The sequence below is a fragment of the Sphingomonas psychrotolerans genome (assembly GCF_002796605.1).
GTDB classification, from domain to species: Bacteria; Pseudomonadota; Alphaproteobacteria; order Sphingomonadales; family Sphingomonadaceae; genus Sphingomonas; species Sphingomonas psychrotolerans.
In genome coordinates this window covers 3498946-3517133 of the sequence record NZ_CP024923.1, presented here as the reverse complement: position 1 = coordinate 3517133, position 18188 = coordinate 3498946, and the positions used below count along the sequence as shown (strand labels likewise).

Sequence of the window (18188 nt, the reverse complement as noted above, 5' to 3'; positions counted from 1 at the left end):
GCGGTGCCCTGCAATCTACTCAAACGCCCCCGCCAGGTCCTCCGCCGTCCGGAACCGGAACGCCATATCGTGGCGATATTCCTCCCCCGGATCGAGCCGTGCCGAAGGAAAGTTCGGCTTGTTCGGGGTGTCGGGGAATTTCTGCGGCTCGAGACATAGTCCGCCGCGCGCCGGATAAATGCCGCCGCCGGTCCCCGGTGCGCCGTTCGCGATATGGTTGGCGGTGTAGAGCTGCACGCCCGGCTCGGTCGAATGCACGTCCATCACCCGGCCGGAGGCGGGATCGAACAAGGTCGCGATCCGCCGGATCGTACCCGCGGCGCCAACCAGTACGAAATTATGGTCATAGCCGTGGCCGAGCGCGAGTTGGGGGTCGGCGGCCTCAATATCGCGACCCACCGGCTTGGGGATGCGGAAGTCGAACGGCGTTCCCTCCACCGACTTGTATTCGCCGGTCGGGATCAGCCCAGCGCCGACCGGGGTGATCTGGCTCGCCGGGATCTGCAACAGGTGATCGAGGATCGTCGTGCCGCTGCTCTCGCCGGCGAGATTGAAATACGCATGGTTGGTCAGATTGACCACCGTCACGCGGTCAGCGGTGGCGCGGAAACCGATCGATAGTCCGTCCGGCTCGATCGCATAGCGGACCCGGACGTGAAGATTGCCCGGAAAGCCATTGTGGAGATGCGGACTCAGCAGCGCGAAGGTCACCGAATGCGCGTCGCGCGCCTCGATTGTCCAATCCTGCAGATCGAAGCCGCCCGGCCCCGAATGCAAGTTGTTCGCCCCATTGTTCGCCGGCAGCCGATATTCGACGCCGTCGAGGGTGAAGCGCGCGCCGCCGATCCGGTTGGCGTAGCGCCCGGCGGTGGCGCCATAGAAACGCGCACGCGCGCGATACTCTTCGAGGTCGCGATAGCCGAGCACGACATTGGCGCGGCGGCCATCGCGTCCGGGCACCTGGAGCCGGCGCAGCGTCGCGCCGAGCGTCAGCAGCTCGGCGCGATGGTCGCCGCGGGCGATCGTCACCGTCTCGATCGTCGCGCTTTTGCTCACGGTTTGGCACCTGGGCAGACCGAGTTGTTGGGATCGGAGACGATCCGCACATCGGCGATGCTCAACCCGAACGGACCGCTCGCCTCGATCACCAGCGGCACGAGGACCTTGGCAAGATCGACGCCGTTCTGCTGATAGCATTTGAGGAAGACCTTTGCGTTGCGCCACGTTCCCGTCTGGCCGGTGAACAGGCTGGTCGCGTCGATGCTGCCCTTGTTGGTGCCGCCTTCCATCGACAGCCGCACCTTGCCCGCCGGCGCGCGGTCGACCCGGTAGCTGATCTGGAGCGACAGATCGCCGTTCGCCTCGCGGCTCAAGTCGAGATCGCCGCCGCCGATCCGCAGCGTCGCCGGGCCGCTGGGCCAGACGAGCTGCTGCGCGCCTTCCTGCGTCTGCGGACCATCGACCGTCGTCCGCGTAATGCGGCTGTCGGTCGCGAACGAGAACGGCGCGGGCGTCACCCCCTTCGCGAAATAGGTGCTGGTATTGCCGAGCGACGGGTCGATGCCAGCCTCCTCGCTGAGTGCCGGCACCGCGCCGCCTTTGGCATAGGTCAGGCCATAGCCGAGGGGAAACAGCGGGTCGTAGCCCGGCTTGCCCTTGTTGAGCGTGAACTGCCCCGCAGTCTTCGGCCAGCTGAACGACAGACGCCCCTTGAAGTCGGTGCGCGGCTTGCCGGCGGCGTCGCCGACCAGCACATCGGCGACGCCGCCGCCTTCGCTGCCCGGGAGCCACGCCGCGACGAAGGCGTCGGAGGCGTTGATCTCGGGATTGGTCCACAGCGGGCGGCCCGAGAGGAATACCGACACCACCGGCACCCCGGCGTTCTTGAGCTTCTTGAGCAGCCCCAGCGCCTGCTTGTCGCCGGGCTGGAACTCGAGCGTGCGGACGTCGCCGCGCATCTCGGCATAAGGCTGCTCGCCGAACACCACGATCGCGACATCGGGCTGTGCCGTGAAAGTGCCGTCGGGCGAGAGCGTCGCGGTGCCGCCCGCGGCCTCGACTGCCTTCTTCACCCCGGCGAAGATCGTCTCGCCATTGGGGAACAGCTCGTTGCCGTTGCCGTCGCCCTGCCAGCTCAAAGTCCAGCCGCCGGTCTGCATTCCCATCGAGTCGGCGCCCGGGCCGGTGACGAGCACCTTCGCGCTCGCCTTGACCGGCAGCACGCCATTGTTCTTGAGCAGGACGAGCGATTTGGCCGCGGCCTCGCGCGCAATGGCGCGATGCTCGGGACTGCCGAGCACCCCGGCCTTGCCTTCGAGCGGGCGGGCGGGATCGAACAGCCCGAGCTTGACCTTGACGCGCAGGATGCGGCGCACCGCATCGTCGACGCGCGCCATCGGGATCGTGCCGGCCTTGACGTGCTTCACCGTCGAATCGAACAGGCCCTTCCAGCTGTCGGGCGCCATCGCCATGTCGAGCCCGGCGTTGAAGGTCGCGGCGCAGTCGGTCGGGGTGCAGCCCGGGATCTGGCCGTGGCCGTTCCAGTCGCCGACGACGAAGCCCTGAAAGCCCATCCGGCCCTTGAGCACATCGGTGAGCAGCGACTTGTTGCCGTGCATCTTCACGCCGTTCCAGCTGTTGTACGACGCCATCACGGTGAGCGCTCCGGCCTCGACCGCGTTTGGATAGCCGGCGCTATGGATCGCGATCAGCTCGTCCTCGCTGACCCGGGTATCGCCCTGATCGACGCCGTTGAAGGTGCCGCCGTCGCCGAGGAAATGCTTGGCCGATGCGGCGACCTTGCCCTTCTGGATGCGGCCGGTGGTGGTCGGTTCGCCCTGCAGTCCGCGGACCATCTCGCCGGCAAAAGAGCGGACGATCGCCGGATCCTCCGAATAGCCTTCATAGCTGCGCCCCCAGCGATCGTCCTGCGGCACCGCGAGCGTCGGCCCGAACGCCCAGTCGGGGCCCGTGGCGGCGGTCTCGGCGGCGGTCGCTTCGCCGAGCCGGCGGATCAGCGCAGGATCGTTCGCCGCGCCGAGCCCGATATTGTGCGGGAAGATCACCGCGCCGATGACGTTGTTGTTGCCGTGGACGGCATCGACCCCGAAGATCAGCGGAATGGTGACGCTGCCCGGATGCGGCTCCATCGCGACGGCGCGGAAGGCGCGCGCGGTGGCGACCCAATCGGCCTGCGGCGCGCGGTCATTGCCCGATAGCGGCGGCGAATTGCCGCCTGCGAGGATCGAGCCGAGCGGATATTTCCGGAGATCCTCGGGCTTCACGCTGGCGATGTCGCCCTGGATCATCTGCCCGACCTTCTGCTCGAGCGTCATCTTCGCCAGCAGATCGGAGACGCGCTTCTCGGTGGCGGTGTCGATCAGCCCTTCGCTCGCGGCCTTGGGCCATTTGGCGGGGTCGGCGACGGTGGGTCCGCCAGACAGCGTTGTCGGCGCCTGCTGCGCCAAAACCGGCGCGGACCAGAATATCGTGGTGGCAAGCAACAGCTTCGTTCCGGACCGCATCTCATCTCCTCCGTCTTGTTCTTTGTGTTAGCGATAACGCAAATTCAGCGCCTGAGTCCACTTGCCAGCCATTTCGCGGCTTCGTCGGGGCTTTTCTTGTCGGCATCGCGATCGACCAGGTAGTTGGCCTCGCGCATTTTTTCGACCGGAATCGCGCCGATCAGCGGGCGGAGCGCCGCCTGAAACCGCGCGTCGCCGGCACGCTTGGGGGCGAGCAGCAGGATCGCGTCATAGCCGGGGATCGCGCCCTTGGGATCCTGCAGGATGGTGAGGCGATCGGCAGCGATGCGCCCATCCGAGGAGAAAGCCGGAATCACATCGGCCTCGCCGCTCGCCAGTGCGCGGTACATGAAGGTCGGCTGATAGGGCCGTGCCGACTTGAAGCTCAGGCCATAGGCACGGCGCACCGCGGCCCATTCGGGGCGCTCGAGGAACTCGATATCGGTGGCGAAATCGAGGTCCCGGGCTTGCAGCGCGAGATCGCTCAGGCTGGTTATCCCGCGCCGTTTCGCGTCGTCGCCGCGCATCGCGAAGGCATAGGCATTCTCGAACCCCAGCGATCCGAGCAAGGTCACCCCGTGCGTCGCCTTCGCCCATTTGGCGACACCCGCGACGATCGCCGCGCGCGGCGGAACGTCGGCGCGTTGCATCTGGTTGGTCCAGATCGTCCCCGAATAATCGACATAGATATCGATATCGCCCGTCGTGAGCGCGCCGAAAGCGACCGCCGAGCCGAGGCCCTCGCGGTACCGCACCTGGTACCCTGCGGCCTCGAGCCGATGGCCGATCAGTCGAGCGAGGATATATTGCTCGGAGAAGCCCTTGGCGCCCACCGTCACCGTGCCCCGTGCCGCCGGCCATGCCGGTGCCAGCGCCACCATTGCGGCAATCGCGAGCGTGGCGAGACTGGCCCAGGTCAGCCCGCGCTTGCGCCGGGCGATGCCGCGCTCGGCGAGTCCGAGCAAAGCGTCGACTGCGAGTGCCAGCACTGCCGCAGCGACGCAGCCGGCCAGTACCAGCGTCCAGTTCTGCGTCTGCAAGCCCGCAAAGATCAGGTCCCCGAGGCTCGGCTGGCCGACCGTGGTCGACAGCGTCGCCGCGCCGATCGTCCAAACTGCGGCGGTGCGGATGCCCGCCATCAGCACCGGGGCCACCAAAGGCGCCTCGACCAGCCACAATTTCTGGTTTCGGGTCATCCCCATGCCGTCGGCCGCCTCGATCACCGCGGGATCGATATTGGCCAGCCCGGTGACACCGTTCCGAAGGATAGGCAGCAGCGCATAGAGCGACAAAGCGAGCAGCGAGGGCAGGAAGCCGAGCGCCGGGATGCCACCGCCGACCAGTGCCGAGAGCCACAACAGGATCGGGTAGAACAATGCGAGCAGCGCGAGGCTCGGAATGGTCTGGACGAGGCTGGCGAAGCCGAGCGCGACTCGCGCCACCGACCGGTTGCGCGACGACAGCACTGCCAGCGGCAGGCTGACGACCAACCCGAGCAGCAGCGCTGAAAAGGCCAGCAGCAGATGCTGCGCGAGCAATTCGGGAACGCGGGAGAAGGCTTGGCTCATCTTGATCCTCCCCCGGAGGGGGAGGGGGACCAGCGAAGCTGGTGAAGGGGTAATAGCCGCAGGCAACGCGGCGGCTTGTGGAGACTACCCCTCCACCGCTTCGCGCTCCCCCTCCCCCTCCGGGGGAGGAATTGGAACAGCCCCCTCACGTCTCCAGCTCCGCCAGCCGGTGCGCCTGTTCGCGCGGCACTGCGATCAGTGCGTCGGCCGCGGGGCCCGCCCTGCCCGACAGCAATTCGCGCGGCGTGCCGTCCGCGACGATCCGACCCGCCGCCATTACCAGCACGCGATCGGCGAGGAGCAGTGCCTCGACCATGTCGTGGGTGACGAGGATCGTGGTGAGCGCCATCCGGTCGTGCAGCGCGCGTATCGCCTTGCCGAGTCCGTCCCGGGTCACCGGGTCGAGCGCGCCGAACGGCTCGTCCATCAGCAGCAGCCCGGGCCGGCAGGCGAGCGCGCGCGCCACGCCGACGCGCTGGCGCTGGCCACCCGACAGCGCATCGGGTGTGCGCTCCGCCAGTTCCGGCGCGAGTTCGACCAATGCGAGCAGCTCCGCCACCCGTGCGGCCGTGTCGCGCTCGCCCGCCAGCCGCAGCCCGATCGCGACGTTCTGCGCCACGCTCATATGCCGGAAGAGCCCGATATTCTGGAAGACATAGCCGATCCGCCGACGCAGCAGGTGGGCCGGCTCCGCGCTTACCGGCATGCCGCCGATCCGCACTTCGCCCGCGCTCGGTTCGATCAGCCGGTTGACTGTCTTGAGCAAGGTCGACTTGCCCGATCCGGAGGCGCCGACCAGCGCCACGAAACTGCCGCCGGCGATCTCCAGCGACACGTCGTCGACGGCCTTCACTCCGCCCGCATAGACCTTGCTGACATTTTTGTAGGTAACGCTGCGCGTTTGCTCTGGCATCGGCGACTTTTGTGCGGGATGAAGTTCAAAAGGTCAAAACAGGGGGGCAGGATGGCAGGCGAGAAGGCGATCTTCATCACCGGCGGGGCGTCGGGAATCGGCCAGGCAGTCGCGAAGCTGTTCGCCGCGCGCGGATGGCGAGTCGGACTCGCCGACATCAACACCGCCGGGCTCGCGGCGACCCGGGCTATGCTTCCCGCCGGCATGGCGACCACCCACGTTGTGGACGTGCGCGACCGCGGCCAATGGCGCGAGGCACTGGCGGCGTTCACCGAAGCCAGCGGCGGGCGGCTCGACGTGCTGTTCAACAACGCCGGGATCGCCGTCGGCGGAGCGCTCGCCGGGGCGACCGACGACGAGATCGATCGCATCGTCGGGATCAATCTGGTCGGGGTGATCAACGGCGCGCGCGCGGCCTATCCCATGCTGAAGGCGACCCCGGGCTCGGCACTGGTCAACACCGCGTCCGCCGCCGCGATCTACGGATCGAGCGGGCTCGGCCTTTATGCTGCGGTCAAGTTTGGGGTCCGTGGGCTTTCGGAAGCGCTCGACGCCGAATGGGCCGCCGACGGGATCAAGGTGCGGGTGGTGATGCCGAGCTTCATCGACACGCCTTTGCTCGATTCGAACGTCTCGGGCACCAACCACACCGCGCGCGATTCGGTGCGCGCCGCAGGGCTCGAGTTCACGCCGGTCGATCAGGTTGCCGAGGAGATCTGGAACGGCATCCAGCGCGACAAGGTCCATATCATCATCGGCAAGACCGCGCGCCGCCTCGCCTTCGCGGCACGCTGGATGCCGGGGGCGCTGCGCAAGCAAATGCGGCGCGGCGCGATTCGCTAGAGCAACGCGTCAATCGCCTGCGCCATCACGATGTCGCGCTGGGAAAGGCCACCGGCGTCGTGGGTGGTGAGCAAGATTTCCACCCGGTTCCACACGTTCGACCATTCGGGATGGTGGTCGGCCTTCTCGGCGATCAGCGCGACACGCGCCATGAAACCAAACGCCTCGTTGAAATCCTTGAAGGTGACGCGCCGCGTGATCGCGTCGCGGGCTTCGTCCCAATTCCAGTCCGGGATCGCAGCAAGCGACTCGCGCCTGTGCCCCTCGGTCAGCCGTGCCACCATGATCGCCTCCTTGCCCCGCCTCCGCCCCTCCGCCTATGGGTTCGCGGATGAGCGGGCAAGCGGCTTCCCACGCGCCGGACGCAGCAAGGATCGAGGCGCTGGCCCGCGAGGCGCTGGCGCGTATCCCGTCGCCCTTTGCCGAGCACCTCGCCGACGTGGTGCTGATCGTCGAGGAATTCGCCGACGACGAGACGCTCGATGTAATGGGGATCGAGGACCCGTTCGAACTGACCGGCCTCTATCACGGCCGCCCGATCGGCGAGAAATCCGCCTTCGACTCCGGAGCCTTGCCCGATCGCATCCACCTTTATCGTCGCGCGATTCTCGACGAATGGAGTGATACGGGGGTGAGCCTTGAGGCGCTGGTCAGCCATATCGTGGTGCACGAGGTCGGGCATCATTTCGGGTTGTCCGACGACGACATGCACGCGCTGGAAGACGCCGCCGGGTGAGCGCCGGCCTCGCCTTCGCCGACGTTGCATGCGTTCGCGGCGGACGATTGCTGTTCGAAGGGCTGCGCTTCGCGCTGGGACCCGGCGACGCGGCATTGGTCACCGGACCCAACGGTACCGGCAAATCGAGCCTGATCCGCATCGCCGCGGGGTTGCTCCCGGCCGCAGCGGGGCGCGTGACCGGCAAAGGAGCGCGCGCCTTGCTCGCCGAGACCGCGGCGCTCGATCCCGAACTAGCGCTCGCCGCGGCTTTGCGCTTCTGGGCGCGTATCGACGGGCGCGCCATGGCGGTCGAAGCGGCGCTTGCTGCAGTCGACCTCGAACAACTCGCGCAGGTGCCGGTGCGGCTGCTGTCGACCGGGCAGCGCCGACGCGCCGCCTTTGCCCGAATTCTGGCGAGCGGCGCACCGGTCTGGCTGCTCGACGAACCCGCCAACGGACTCGATACGCAATCGGCGCAAGTTCTGGAGCAGCTGATCGCCGATCATCGAGGCTGCGGCGGGATCGCGTTGGTGGCGACGCATTTGCCGATCGCGCTGCCGCACGCGCAGGAAGTGCGGCTGTGAGCCCCTTCACCGCCATCGTCTGGCGCGAGTTGCGGCGGGCGTGGAGCAGCGGCGGGCTGCTGATGCCGATCGCCTTCTTCCTGCTCGTCGCGATCCTGTTTCCCTTCGCGATCGGCCCCGACGGCAAATTGCTGGCGCGGGTGGGCGGCGGGGTGATCTGGGCGGCGGCGTTGCTCGCGGCATTGCTCCCCGTCGAACGACTGGTGACCCCCGACGTCGAAAGCGGGGTGCTCGATCAGTTCGCTGCGCGTGGGCTTTCCGATGCGGGAGTGGCCGCCGCGAAGATGGTCGGTCACTGGCTTGGCTTCGCGCCGGCATTGCTCGCCGCGACAATGATCGCCGCGGCACTTCTGCACTTGCCTGCCCCCGCGTTGTTGCCGCTGCTCGCGGGCCTCGCGATCGGAACGCCGGGGCTGGCCGCGCTCGGAATCGCCACTGCGGCTCTGGTCGCGGGCCTGCGCGGCGCGGGCGCCCTGGCGGGACTGGTGATGCTCCCGTTTGCAGTGCCGCTGCTGATCTTCGGCGCGGGCACAGGCAGCGACCAGCCCGGCGCCTTCAAGCTGCTCGCCGCGGTGAGTCTGCTATTGGTAGCGGGCTGCCCGTTCGTCGCCGGCGCGGCGATCCGGATGGGCCGGAGCTAACGGCTCCAGCGCGCGAAGATCGCGGTCGGCAGCTCGAGCCCACGCGCTTCCTCGCGCACGGTCAGCTCGCCGGCTTCGACCTTGCCGCCAAGATCGGCGAAATGCTGGCGGACCAGCTCGCCGATCGCCAGCGCCGACATGCGCACTGCGTAGACCGTCAGGAACAAAAAGCGCGACTCGGCATCGAGCAGCTTGCGGGTATCGGCGATCAGCGCGGGCAGCCCTTCCTCGAGCTTCCACACCTCGCCGTTTGGCCCCCTCCCCCATTTGGGCGGATCCAGGATGATCCCGTCATAGCGCCGGCCGCGGCGTACCTCGCGGGCGACGAATTTGCCCGCGTCGTCGATCATCCAGCGGATCGGCAAATCCTCCATCCCGGAGAGCGCGGCATTGGCCTTGCCCTCGGCGACCGATTTCTTCGACGCGTCGACATGCGTCATCCGCGCGCCCTTGGCCGCCAGCGCCAGCGTACCGACGCCCGTATAGCCGAACAGGTTCATGCATTCGGCCTCGGGCTTGTCGGCGATCTGCCCCCGCATCCAGCGCCACACCGGCGCCATATCGGGGAAGAAGCCGAGATGGCGGAATGGCGTGGTCTGGGCAGTGAAGCGGACTTCTTCCCAAGCGAGCGGCCAGCCTTCGCGCGGGGTCGGCTGATGAAACATCCAACGGCCGCCGCCCTCCTCGTCCGATCCGGGAAGGAACTCGCCATGCGCATCCCAATCGGCGGCGGGCGCCCACATCGCCTGCGGCTCGGGCCGGATGAAACGGTATTTGCCGTAGCGCTCGAGTTTGCGGCCGTGGCCAGAGTCGATCAGCCCGTAATCGGCCCAAGGCTCGCCGGTGAGAGTGATGAGATCCATGCCGCCCATTATCGAGGCTGCGGCCAATTGTCAGGCCTTGGGCGTTGCGCGCTCGGCGATATAGGCAGTCACCGCCTCGAAGGTGGCGGGAAGCACGTCGTAGCGCTCCTGACGCTCGTGCAAGTCGCCCACGCGTGCCGGCACCGAAGGGCGCAAACCGGTAGCGCGCTCGACTGCGTCGGCGAACTTGGCAGGATGCGCAGTGGCGAGCGTCACCATGGGCACGTCCGCCGGCAGCCCGGCGCGACGTGCGGCGGCAAGGCCGATCGCGCTGTGCGGATCGAGCACCTGCCCCGCTTCGGCATGAGCCCAGCGCATCGCTTCGCTCATCGCATCCGAATCGATTCGATCGCTGACGAACAGCCCGGCCGCGCCTTCGCGCTGGGCATTGGTCAGCCGCATCGCCCGGGCCGCCTCGAAGCCGCGCATCTGATCGGCAATGGACCCGCCGGCGAGATCGGCAAGCAGCCGCTCGAAATTCGAGCTGACCTGGATGTCCATCGACGGAGCCGCAGTGGGCGTTACCGTTCCGGTCGAGTAATCGCCCGAGGAAAGCGCGCGGTGAAGGATGTCGTTGACGTTAGTCGCGACGATCAGCTTCGCTACCGGCAACCCCATCTTCGCCGCGACATAGCCCGCGAACACATCGCCGAAATTGCCGGTGGGCACCGAGAAGGCGACCGCCTTCTCGGGCGCGCCGAGCCGGATCGCGGCGTAGAAATAATAGACCACCTGCGCCATCAGCCGGGCCCAGTTGATCGAATTGACCGCGGTCACCTGGAAACGCCCGGAGAAAACCGCGTCGTTGAACATCGCCTTCACCAGCGCCTGGGCATCGTCGAAGCTGCCTTCGATCGCGATGTTGTGGACGTTGGGCGCCAGCACCGTGGTCATCTGGCGGCGCTGGACCTCGGAAACCCGGCCCTTGGGGTGGAGCATGAAGATATCGACGCCGATACGTCCGGCCACTGCGTCGATCGCGGCGCTGCCGGTGTCGCCCGAAGTCGCGCCGACGATGGTGAGATGCGTCGCGCCGCCCGCTAGGAATTTCTCGAACAACAGCCCGAGCAGTTGGAGCGCGACGTCCTTGAACGCGAGCGTGGGTCCATGGAACAATTCGAGCAACCAATGCTGGTGATCGAGCTGGACCAGCGGGGTAACCGCGGCGTGCGAGAAGCGCCCATAGGCCTGGGTGCACAGATCGCGTAGTTCGTCCTCGGACAGGTCCGGGCCGACGAACGGCAGCATCACCCGGACGGCGGTCTCGACATAGGATAGGCCGGCGAGCCCGGCGATCTCGTCGCGGGTGAGGCTCGGCCAGATCTCGGGGACGTAGAGCCCGCCATCGCTCGCCAGTCCGGCGAGCGTGACGTCGCGAAAGCCGAGCAGGGGCGCGGCGCCTCGGGTGCTTTGGTAGCGCATGGCGGCGGGGTTAGCGGCGCACAGGCCCGGTCACAAGATAGGCTATGTTTACCCGTGTCGTCACCTTGGCGAAGGCCGTGGTCTCAAGCGGCGCGCTCGCAGCTCGAGAGCCGGGCCTTCGTCGGGACGACGGCTATGGCGCCTTGCGCCCCCGCCAGCGCAGCGCGAGAATGTAGATCACACTCGCCACCGCCGCGAACAGGAACCATTGCACGCCGTACGCCAGATGGTTGTTAGGCACCGACGACAGGTCGGGCGCAGCGTTGGGGACGAGCCCTGGCGCAGGCGTATCCGCCACCAGCAGCAGCCGCTTCGGCGCGCGATCGAACAGCGACGCCAGCATCGAACGGCCGTCGGGCGCATGGCTGATCGTCCCGCGCACCGCGCCGCCCTTCCACACCGGCTTCGCCATCGGATCGCGGGTTGTGCCGAGCTGGACCAGCATCCCCGGACCTTCGCCTCCGCCGGTGCGGCATTCGACGATGAAGCGGAAGCCGGCGCTCCCCGCCCCGGTGAGCCTGCTTGACACCGGCTGCACACAATAGCCGCTCGCCTTGCGGAACAGCAGCCGGTCGTCGGGGAGCCGGGGGAAGGCGATCTCCGGCTTGCCTGGGTTGGCGGCGAGCTGCGCGAGCGCCGCCTCTTTCTGCGGCTTGCGGATCACCAGCTGCCACAGCCCGAGCCCGATCATCGCCGCGACGGCGAGCGCGACGACGACGGTGGGGATCAGGGGAACACGGCGGGTCATTCGTCCGAGGCGATCCGACCTTCGCGGGCGCGGTGGCGGTATTCGAGCGCGAGCAGCAAACCCTTGGCGACGCGGAGCGCCAGCACGGTGAGAAGCAGGGTCAGCGGGACCCACAGCAGGACGTGGATCAGCAGCCCGGGTTCGAAAGAAAATTCCACCCACAAAGCCAAAGCGGTGATCAGCGCGCCGATGCCGAGTGTGAGGAACACTACCGGACCGTCGCCGACGTTGAAAGCGCGATAGTCGAGCTCGCAGTCCGGGCAGATATCGGCGAAGGCCACGAAGTTGCGGAACAACGTCTTCGCGCCGCAACGCGGGCAGCAGCCATATAGTCCGGAATGAATGGGGGGAGGCAGCTTTGGGCCACCTCCCCCCGACAATTCAGGCTGTTCGGGCACGTCAGCCGTGCACCGGCGCACCCCAGCCGCCCCAGACGTAGATCGAGGCGAAGAGGAACAGCCAGACCACGTCGACGAAGTGCCAATACCAGGCGGCGGCCTCGAAGCCGAAATGCTGCCGCGGAGTGAAGTGGCCCTTATAGACGCGCACGAGGTTGACGATCAGGAAGATCGTGCCGACCAGCACGTGGAAGCCATGGAAGCCGGTCGCCATGAAGAAGGCGCCGCCATAGCTGCTGCCATGCTCGCTCGCCGCCTTGAACGGGAACGGTGCCTCCATATACTCGACCGCCTGCAGCGCGGTGAAACTGAGGCCGAGGATCACGGTGAGCCACAGCCCCTTCTTCACCGAATCATTCTCGCCGACGCCGATCAGACCCCACAGGCCCTTCATCGCGCCGCCGCGCTGATTGTGGAGCAGGCCGTGATGCGCCCACGTCACGGTGCAGCCCGAGCAGAGCAGGATCAGCGTGTTGAGCAGCGGCAGCTGGAACGCGTCGAACACGTGCATACCCTTGGGCGGCCACGTCCCACCTACCGCCTCAACCGTCGAGGGGAAGAGCGCGAAATCGAACCATGCCCAGAACCAGCCGACGAAGAACATCACTTCGGAGGCGATGAACAGGATCATGCCGTAGCGCAGGTGGAGTTGGACGATCGGGGTGTGATCGCCGGCATGCGCTTCCTTGATCACGTCGGCCCACCAGCCGAAGAACGTGATCAGGATGCCCGCGACGCCGGCGAAGAACACGAGAGTCCCGCTCGAGCCAACTTCCTTGGGGTGCATCCACATGATGGCACCCGCGGCCAGCACCAGCGCGGACATCGCACCGAACAGCGGCCAGACACTCGGCGGAAGGATGTGATATTGATGGTTCTTGGCACCCGCCATCGGCTCGTCCCTGTTTCTTAGGTTTGGCGCTGCTCTAGCTTGCAGTCTTGCCGGAATCTACCGGGTAAAATGTGTAGGAGAGCGTGATCTCCTGGATGTCCTTCGCATCAGGATCCTTCTGGATCGCCGGGTCGACATAGAAGATCACCGGCATGCGGACTTCCTCCCCCGGCTGAAGCGTCTGCTGGGTGAAGCAGAAGCACTGGATCTTGGTGAAATATTTGCCCGCTGCGGCGGGGGTGACGTTGAACGTCGCCGAGCCGGTTACGGCCTTGTTCGACAGATTCTTCGCCTTGAAGAACGCCATGTCGCGTCCGCCAACGTCGATCGTGTCGGCGCGACGCTCCGGAACGAAGGTCCAGGGCAGCCTGGGGCTGACGTTGCTGTCGAACGCGACGGTGATCTTGTCGCCGGTGGTCCCCGGCGCGCGAAGCCCGCGCTGGGTGGTACCGTTGAGACCGGTGACTTCGCAGAACATCCGGTAGAGTGGCACGCTGGCGAAGCCGATCCCGGTCATCGTACAAACGCCGAGTCCGGCGAGCAGCGCGGTCCGCAAATTGCGGCTCATCCCGAATGCCCGATCTGCATCTTCACGATCGAGATCGCGAAGATGAGAATGACGAAGGCAGCAAGGAGCAGCCCCATGATCCGTGCGCGCGAACGCTGGCGGGCGCGGATCAGGTCGGTCGAATCAATATCAGTCATGCAAGCCACCTATCGGCCACCAGCGCGCCGAACATGAGGAACAGATAGAGGATCGAATATTTGAATAGCCGTTTCTCGGGGATCATTGCGTCGTTGGTCCCCGAGCTGCGGAACGCGACCATCGCGGCGAAGGCGAGGAAGATCGCGCTGAGCAGCATTGCGGACCAGCCATAGATCGCCCCCGCGAGCCCCAGCGGCCACGGCACGATCGCGGCGGCGATCATCGGCAGGGTGTAGAGCCCGATCTGGATGCGGGTCGAACGCTCGCCCGCCACCACCGGCAACATCGGCACCCCGGCATTGGCGTAATCGGTTTTCACGAACAGCGCGAGCGCCCAGAAATGCGGCGGAGTCCACAGGAAGATCAATGCGAATAACAGAACCGGCAGCAGCGCAACGTCGCCCGTCGCCGCCGCCCAGCCGATCAGCGGCGGAAAGGCGCCCGCGGCGCCGCCGATGACGATGTTCTGCGGGGTCCGCCGCTTCAGCCAGATCGTATAGACGAACACGTAGAACAGGATCGAGACGGCAAGGATCACAGTCGCGGTCAGGTTGATCGCGAAATACATCAACGCCAGGCTGAAGCCGGCGAGCCCTACGCCGAAATGCAGTGCAGACTGACGGTCCATCCGCCCGGCGGGAAGCGGGCGCTGCTGGGTCCGCTTCATCTTGGCGTCGAGATCGGCCTCGTACCATTGGTTGAGCGCGCCCGCGGCGCCCGCACCCAATGCGATGCACAGGATCGCGGTGAAGCCAAGGATCGGATGGATCGGCACGGGTGCTGCGAGCATCCCGCACAACCCGGTGAATACGACAAGCGTCATCACCCGCGGCTTGGTGAGCGCGAGGAAGTCGCGCCAGTCGGCGGGAAGGGTGATCGGGGCGGCGGTGGTGGTCATGACTCGTTGCGGCCTATAAGCCGCGGTTGCGCGAGGCGAAAGGGGCAGCGCGACGGCCAGGCCGGTGTCAACCCAGCCGTGTGCGGTTGGCCTTCACCTTGCCGCGATAGTGACGCAGAACCTTGCGCGTGTCCGCCAGCGGATCGCCGCCCAGCCGACCACTGACCAAGGCCGTTTGAAGCTCAAGCGCAGCCTGCATCTTCTCCGAGACCATCAGTCGCGCCTCTTCGGCCGCGCCGGTCCCACCCGCCGCCATCTTCATGGTGCGCAGGCCGATCACTGCGGAAGCCTCCATGCCCAGCGTCCAGGCGTCGATGCCTGCGCTGGCCCAGCCGCCATATGCCCATTTGTACATCGTCGACCCTTCCAAGAGCGCCAGGAACGAAGCCGCGCCCCGCTTTAACGAGCCAGTGTCGCGCTTGGGTCCGCAATTTCCAAACGAAAACGCCCCGGAGTTTCCCCCGGGGCGCTTGCGTCCGCCTTCCGGCAGAGGGTTTAGTGGTGCGAGCCGCCGTCGATCACCGGCAGCGTCTCGAACTGGTGGAATGGCGGCGGGCTCGACAGTGTCCATTCGAGCGTCGTCGCGCCTTCGCCCCACGGATTGGCACCCGCCTTCTTGCCCGCGAACAGCGACCAGAAGACGTTGACGAAGAAGATCAGCACGCCGGCGAACATGATCATGTAGCCATAAGTCGCGACCGTGTTCCAATGGGCATAGGCATCCGGATAGTCCGGATAGCGACGCGGCATGCCTTGGAGACCGAGGAAGTGCATCGGGAAGAACATCACGTTCACGCCGATGAAGAACACCCAGAAGTGCAGCTGGCCGAGCAGCTCGCTGTACATCTTGCCGGTGATTTTGGGGAACCAGTAATAGAAGCCTGCGAACAGCGAGAACACCGCGCCGAGCGACAGCACATAGTGGAAGTGGGCCACCACGTAATAGGTGTCCTGCATGTAATCGTCGACGCCGCCATTGGCGAGCACGACGCCGGTCACGCCCCCGACGGTGAACATGAAGATGAAGCCGATCGACCACACCATCGGGGTCTTGAAGCTCAGCGAGCCGCCCCACATCGTCGCGATCCACGAGAAAATCTTCACGCCGGTGGGCACCGCGATCACCATCGTCGCCGCGGTGAAGTACATCTTCACGGTGACCGAAAGCCCGGTGGTGAACATGTGGTGTGCCCAGACGACGAAGCCGACCAGGCCGATCGCGACCATGGCATAGGCCATGCCGAGATAGCCGAACACCGGCTTGCGGCTGAAGGTGGCGATGATCTGGCTGACGATGCCGAAGCCCGGCAGAATCATGATGTAGACTTCGGGGTGGCCGAAGAACCAGAAGAGATGCTGGTAGAGGATCGGATCGCCGCCGTACGCGGGATCGTAGAACGCTGTGCCGAAGTTGCGATCGGTCAGCAGCATGGTGATCGCCGCGGCGAGCACCGGCAGCGCCAGCAGCAGCAGGAAGGCGGTAATCAGCACCGACCAGACGAACAGCGGCATCTTGTGCAGGGTCATGCCCGGCGCGCGCATGTTGAAGATCGTCGTGATGAAATTGATCGCGCCGAGGATCGAGCTGGCGCCCGCGAGGTGAAGCGACAGGATCGCCATATCCACCGAAGGACCGGGCTCGCCATAGGTCGAGAGCGGGGCGTAGACCGTCCAGCCGGTGCCCGCGCCGTTGCCGACAAAGGGCGAGGCCAGAAGCAGCGCGAAAGCCGGGATCAGCAGCCAGAACGAGATGTTGTTCATCCGCGGGAACGCCATGTCCGGCGCCCCGATCATGATCGGCACGAACCAGTTGCCGAAGCCGCCGATCATAGCCGGCATGACCATGAAGAACACCATGATCAGGCCGTGCGCGGTGATCAGCACGTTCCAGAAGTGGAGCGATTCGTCGAACGTCGCCGAGCCGTGGAGATATTCGAGCCAGGTCGGCAGATACTGGATGCCCGGATGCATCAGCTCGGCGCGCATCAGACCCGAGATACCGCCGCCGATGATTCCTGCGACGATCGCGAAGATCAGATAGAGCGTGCCGATGTCCTTGTGATTGGTGGACATGAACCAGCGCTGGAAGAAGCCGGGCTTGTGATCGGCATCGTGATGATCGTGCGCATGATCTTCATGCGCGGCATAGGGAATGGCGGTGTCGGTCATGGTCTCAGTTGCCCGTCTGTCCGAGGCCCGCCGGGTTCTGCGTCGCGGGCTTGTTGGTGACCGCCGGAGCGGCAGTGGCGTTTACGACCGGCCCGGCCTCGCTGGCGTTGTCGGGCTCGGCGGAGGCGTCGTTGCCCGCCGCGGTGGCCGATTGCGGCTCGGCCTTCGCGCCCGGCATCTTGCCGCCCTTCGAGGCTACCCAGCGCGCGAACACTTCGGGCGAAACCGCCTCGACCGCGATCGGCATATAGGCATGGCGTGCACCGCACAGCTCGGAGCATTGGCCGAAATAGAGGCCGGGCTTCTCGATGATGAAGCTGGTCTCGTTGAGGCGGCCGGGGACGGCGTCGAGCTTGATCCAGAAAGCGGGAACCGCCCAGCTGTGGATCACGTCCTGCGCCGTGGTGACGAGGCGGATCGGCACGCCGACCGGCAGCACGACGCGGGTGTCGGTCGCAAGCAGGCGCGGGCCGTCGGCGTCGGTGCGATAGCGCTGGCCGGCGGGAACCTCGGCCTGCTCCTTGAGCATGTTGGCGGTCAGCTTGATGTCGCCGTGATCGGGATATTCGTAACTCCAGAACCACTGGTTGCCGATCGCCTTCAAGGTCACGGCATTGTCGGGCGCAGGCTTGAACTGCGCGGCGAGCAGCCGGATCGAGGGAACCGCGATCGCGATCAGGATCAGGACCGGTAGCAGCGTCCAGACGATCTCGATCGCAGTGTTGTGGCTGGTGCGCGACGGCGTCGGATTGGCGGCGCGGCGATAGCGGATGATCACGTAGATCAGCAGCGCGAGCACGAACAGCGAGATGATCACGATCAGCGGCATCAGCACCCAGTTATGGAACCAATGCGCGTCGCGGCCATTCGGCGTAACCTGCTCCTGCAGGCCATAGATCGCGTCCTGCGGCTGGCCCATGCCCGGGACGGCCTTGGTCAGCGGCTTGCCCGCGGCATCGAGCGTCGGATCGGGGATCGCGGCAGGCGTCGGCGCTGCGATGGTGGCTGGAGCGCCGGCCGGCGCTCCCGTCGTGCCGGCATCCTGCTGAGTCGCGGCGGCGGGCGCCGGCGCAGCGACAGGCGCGGCGCTATTCTGGGCGTGGACCGGCGCCCCCAGCGCCAGCCCCGCAGCCAGGACAATCGAAGTCAATCCAAGCATGCGCATCGTCTATTTTCACCCTGTTCGCGTGGCTGCGCGGTCGGCAAGAAAAGGAAAAGGAACCGAGTCAGCGGCCTATACGCGGCTCATGCCCATTCTCAACCCTTTTTGCATGGCCGTTGCGGTCGCGGGGTGCCGACCC

20 protein-coding genes are annotated in these 18188 nt (G+C 66.4%); 4 read left to right on the top strand and 16 right to left on the bottom strand.

Going from position 1 to position 18188, the window contains the following annotated elements; translation table 11 throughout:
• Positions 1-15 precede the first annotated feature (15 nt).
• The 4 genes from CVN68_RS16050 to CVN68_RS16035 form a co-directional block, all read right to left on the bottom strand.
• Positions 16-1056 carry an aldose epimerase family protein gene (locus CVN68_RS16050; protein ID WP_100283090.1) on the bottom strand — a complete coding sequence of 347 codons (1041 nt, stop codon included), beginning with the start codon at positions 1054-1056 and terminating at the stop codon, positions 16-18.
• A complete protein-coding gene (locus CVN68_RS16045; RefSeq protein ID WP_100283089.1) occupies positions 1053-3524 on the bottom strand; it encodes a glycoside hydrolase family 3 protein in 2472 nt (823 codons plus the stop codon). The genes CVN68_RS16050 and CVN68_RS16045 overlap by 4 nt, the downstream gene beginning before the upstream one ends.
• A gap of 44 nt (positions 3525-3568) precedes the next feature.
• Positions 3569-5092, bottom strand: coding sequence for a glycine betaine ABC transporter substrate-binding protein (locus tag CVN68_RS16040; RefSeq protein WP_100283088.1), 1524 nt, complete (start codon positions 5090-5092; stop codon positions 3569-3571).
• Positions 5093-5237: 145 nt separating this feature from the next.
• Positions 5238-6005: an ATP-binding cassette domain-containing protein gene (locus tag CVN68_RS16035; RefSeq protein ID WP_100283087.1), complete on the bottom strand. Its 768-nt coding sequence runs from the start codon at positions 6003-6005 to the stop codon at positions 5238-5240.
• Positions 6006-6056: 51 nt separating this feature from the next.
• Between CVN68_RS16035 and CVN68_RS16030 the strand changes: the two genes are divergently transcribed.
• The gene (locus tag CVN68_RS16030) at positions 6057-6848 is read left to right on the top strand and encodes an SDR family oxidoreductase (RefSeq protein ID WP_100283086.1); all 792 of its coding nucleotides are present in this window, start codon (positions 6057-6059) and stop codon (positions 6846-6848) included.
• On the opposite strand, the gene CVN68_RS16025 is transcribed toward CVN68_RS16030, so the two are convergent.
• Positions 6845-7132, bottom strand: coding sequence for a 4a-hydroxytetrahydrobiopterin dehydratase (locus CVN68_RS16025; protein WP_100283085.1), 288 nt, complete (start codon positions 7130-7132; stop codon positions 6845-6847). The two genes, CVN68_RS16030 and CVN68_RS16025, sit on opposite strands and share 4 nt — an antisense overlap.
• Before the next feature lie 47 nt (positions 7133-7179).
• Here CVN68_RS16025 and CVN68_RS16020 point away from each other — a divergent pair, with 47 nt between their 5' ends.
• The 3 genes from CVN68_RS16020 to CVN68_RS16010 are packed head-to-tail and all read left to right on the top strand — an operon-like array spanning position 7180 to position 8791.
• Positions 7180-7584, top strand: a complete 405-nt coding sequence (locus CVN68_RS16020) for a metallopeptidase family protein (RefSeq protein WP_100284464.1) — start codon at positions 7180-7182, stop codon at positions 7582-7584.
• Positions 7581-8150 carry a heme ABC exporter ATP-binding protein CcmA gene (gene ccmA / locus CVN68_RS16015; protein ID WP_100283084.1) on the top strand — a complete coding sequence of 190 codons (570 nt, stop codon included), beginning with the start codon at positions 7581-7583 and terminating at the stop codon, positions 8148-8150. The genes CVN68_RS16020 and ccmA overlap by 4 nt, the downstream gene beginning before the upstream one ends.
• Entirely contained in the window at positions 8147-8791 is a 645-nt protein-coding gene (locus tag CVN68_RS16010) for a heme exporter protein CcmB (protein WP_100283083.1), read from the top strand. The genes ccmA and CVN68_RS16010 overlap by 4 nt, the downstream gene beginning before the upstream one ends.
• Here the strand turns inward: CVN68_RS16010 and CVN68_RS16005 are convergent.
• The 11 genes from CVN68_RS16005 to coxB form a co-directional block, all read right to left on the bottom strand.
• The gene (locus tag CVN68_RS16005; RefSeq protein WP_100284463.1) at positions 8788-9654 is read right to left on the bottom strand and encodes a class I SAM-dependent methyltransferase; all 867 of its coding nucleotides are present in this window, start codon (positions 9652-9654) and stop codon (positions 8788-8790) included. The genes CVN68_RS16010 and CVN68_RS16005 overlap by 4 nt on opposite strands.
• Before the next feature lie 30 nt (positions 9655-9684).
• Positions 9685-11076, bottom strand: a complete 1392-nt coding sequence (gene thrC, locus CVN68_RS16000) for a threonine synthase (protein WP_100283082.1) — start codon at positions 11074-11076, stop codon at positions 9685-9687.
• A gap of 133 nt (positions 11077-11209) precedes the next feature.
• On the bottom strand, positions 11210-11824 hold the full coding sequence (locus CVN68_RS15995) for an SURF1 family cytochrome oxidase biogenesis protein (protein WP_100283081.1): 615 nt from the start codon (positions 11822-11824) through the stop codon (positions 11210-11212).
• Positions 11821-12120, bottom strand: a complete 300-nt coding sequence (locus CVN68_RS15990; RefSeq protein ID WP_324870158.1) for a DUF983 domain-containing protein — start codon at positions 12118-12120, stop codon at positions 11821-11823. The genes CVN68_RS15995 and CVN68_RS15990 overlap by 4 nt, the downstream gene beginning before the upstream one ends.
• 103 nt (positions 12121-12223) lie before the next feature.
• The gene (locus CVN68_RS15985) at positions 12224-13114 is read right to left on the bottom strand and encodes a cytochrome c oxidase subunit 3 (RefSeq protein ID WP_100283080.1); all 891 of its coding nucleotides are present in this window, start codon (positions 13112-13114) and stop codon (positions 12224-12226) included.
• 34 nt (positions 13115-13148) lie between these two features.
• Positions 13149-13682: a cytochrome c oxidase assembly protein gene (locus CVN68_RS15980; protein ID WP_100283079.1), complete on the bottom strand. Its 534-nt coding sequence runs from the start codon at positions 13680-13682 to the stop codon at positions 13149-13151.
• Positions 13679-13819 carry a hypothetical protein gene (locus CVN68_RS23690; protein ID WP_199560102.1) on the bottom strand — a complete coding sequence of 47 codons (141 nt, stop codon included), beginning with the start codon at positions 13817-13819 and terminating at the stop codon, positions 13679-13681. The genes CVN68_RS15980 and CVN68_RS23690 overlap by 4 nt, the downstream gene beginning before the upstream one ends.
• Positions 13816-14718, bottom strand: coding sequence for a heme o synthase (locus tag CVN68_RS15975; RefSeq protein ID WP_100283078.1), 903 nt, complete (start codon positions 14716-14718; stop codon positions 13816-13818). Before CVN68_RS15975 ends, CVN68_RS23690 begins: the two co-directional genes overlap by 4 nt.
• 67 nt (positions 14719-14785) lie before the next feature.
• Positions 14786-15073, bottom strand: a complete 288-nt coding sequence (locus tag CVN68_RS15970; RefSeq protein ID WP_233503386.1) for a hypothetical protein — start codon at positions 15071-15073, stop codon at positions 14786-14788.
• Between the two features lie 140 nt (positions 15074-15213).
• On the bottom strand, positions 15214-16887 hold the full coding sequence (gene ctaD, locus CVN68_RS15965) for a cytochrome c oxidase subunit I (protein WP_100283077.1): 1674 nt from the start codon (positions 16885-16887) through the stop codon (positions 15214-15216).
• A gap of 4 nt (positions 16888-16891) precedes the next feature.
• Positions 16892-18046, bottom strand: a complete 1155-nt coding sequence (gene coxB, locus CVN68_RS15960) for a cytochrome c oxidase subunit II (protein ID WP_233503385.1) — start codon at positions 18044-18046, stop codon at positions 16892-16894.
• Positions 18047-18188: the final 142 nt, after the last annotated feature.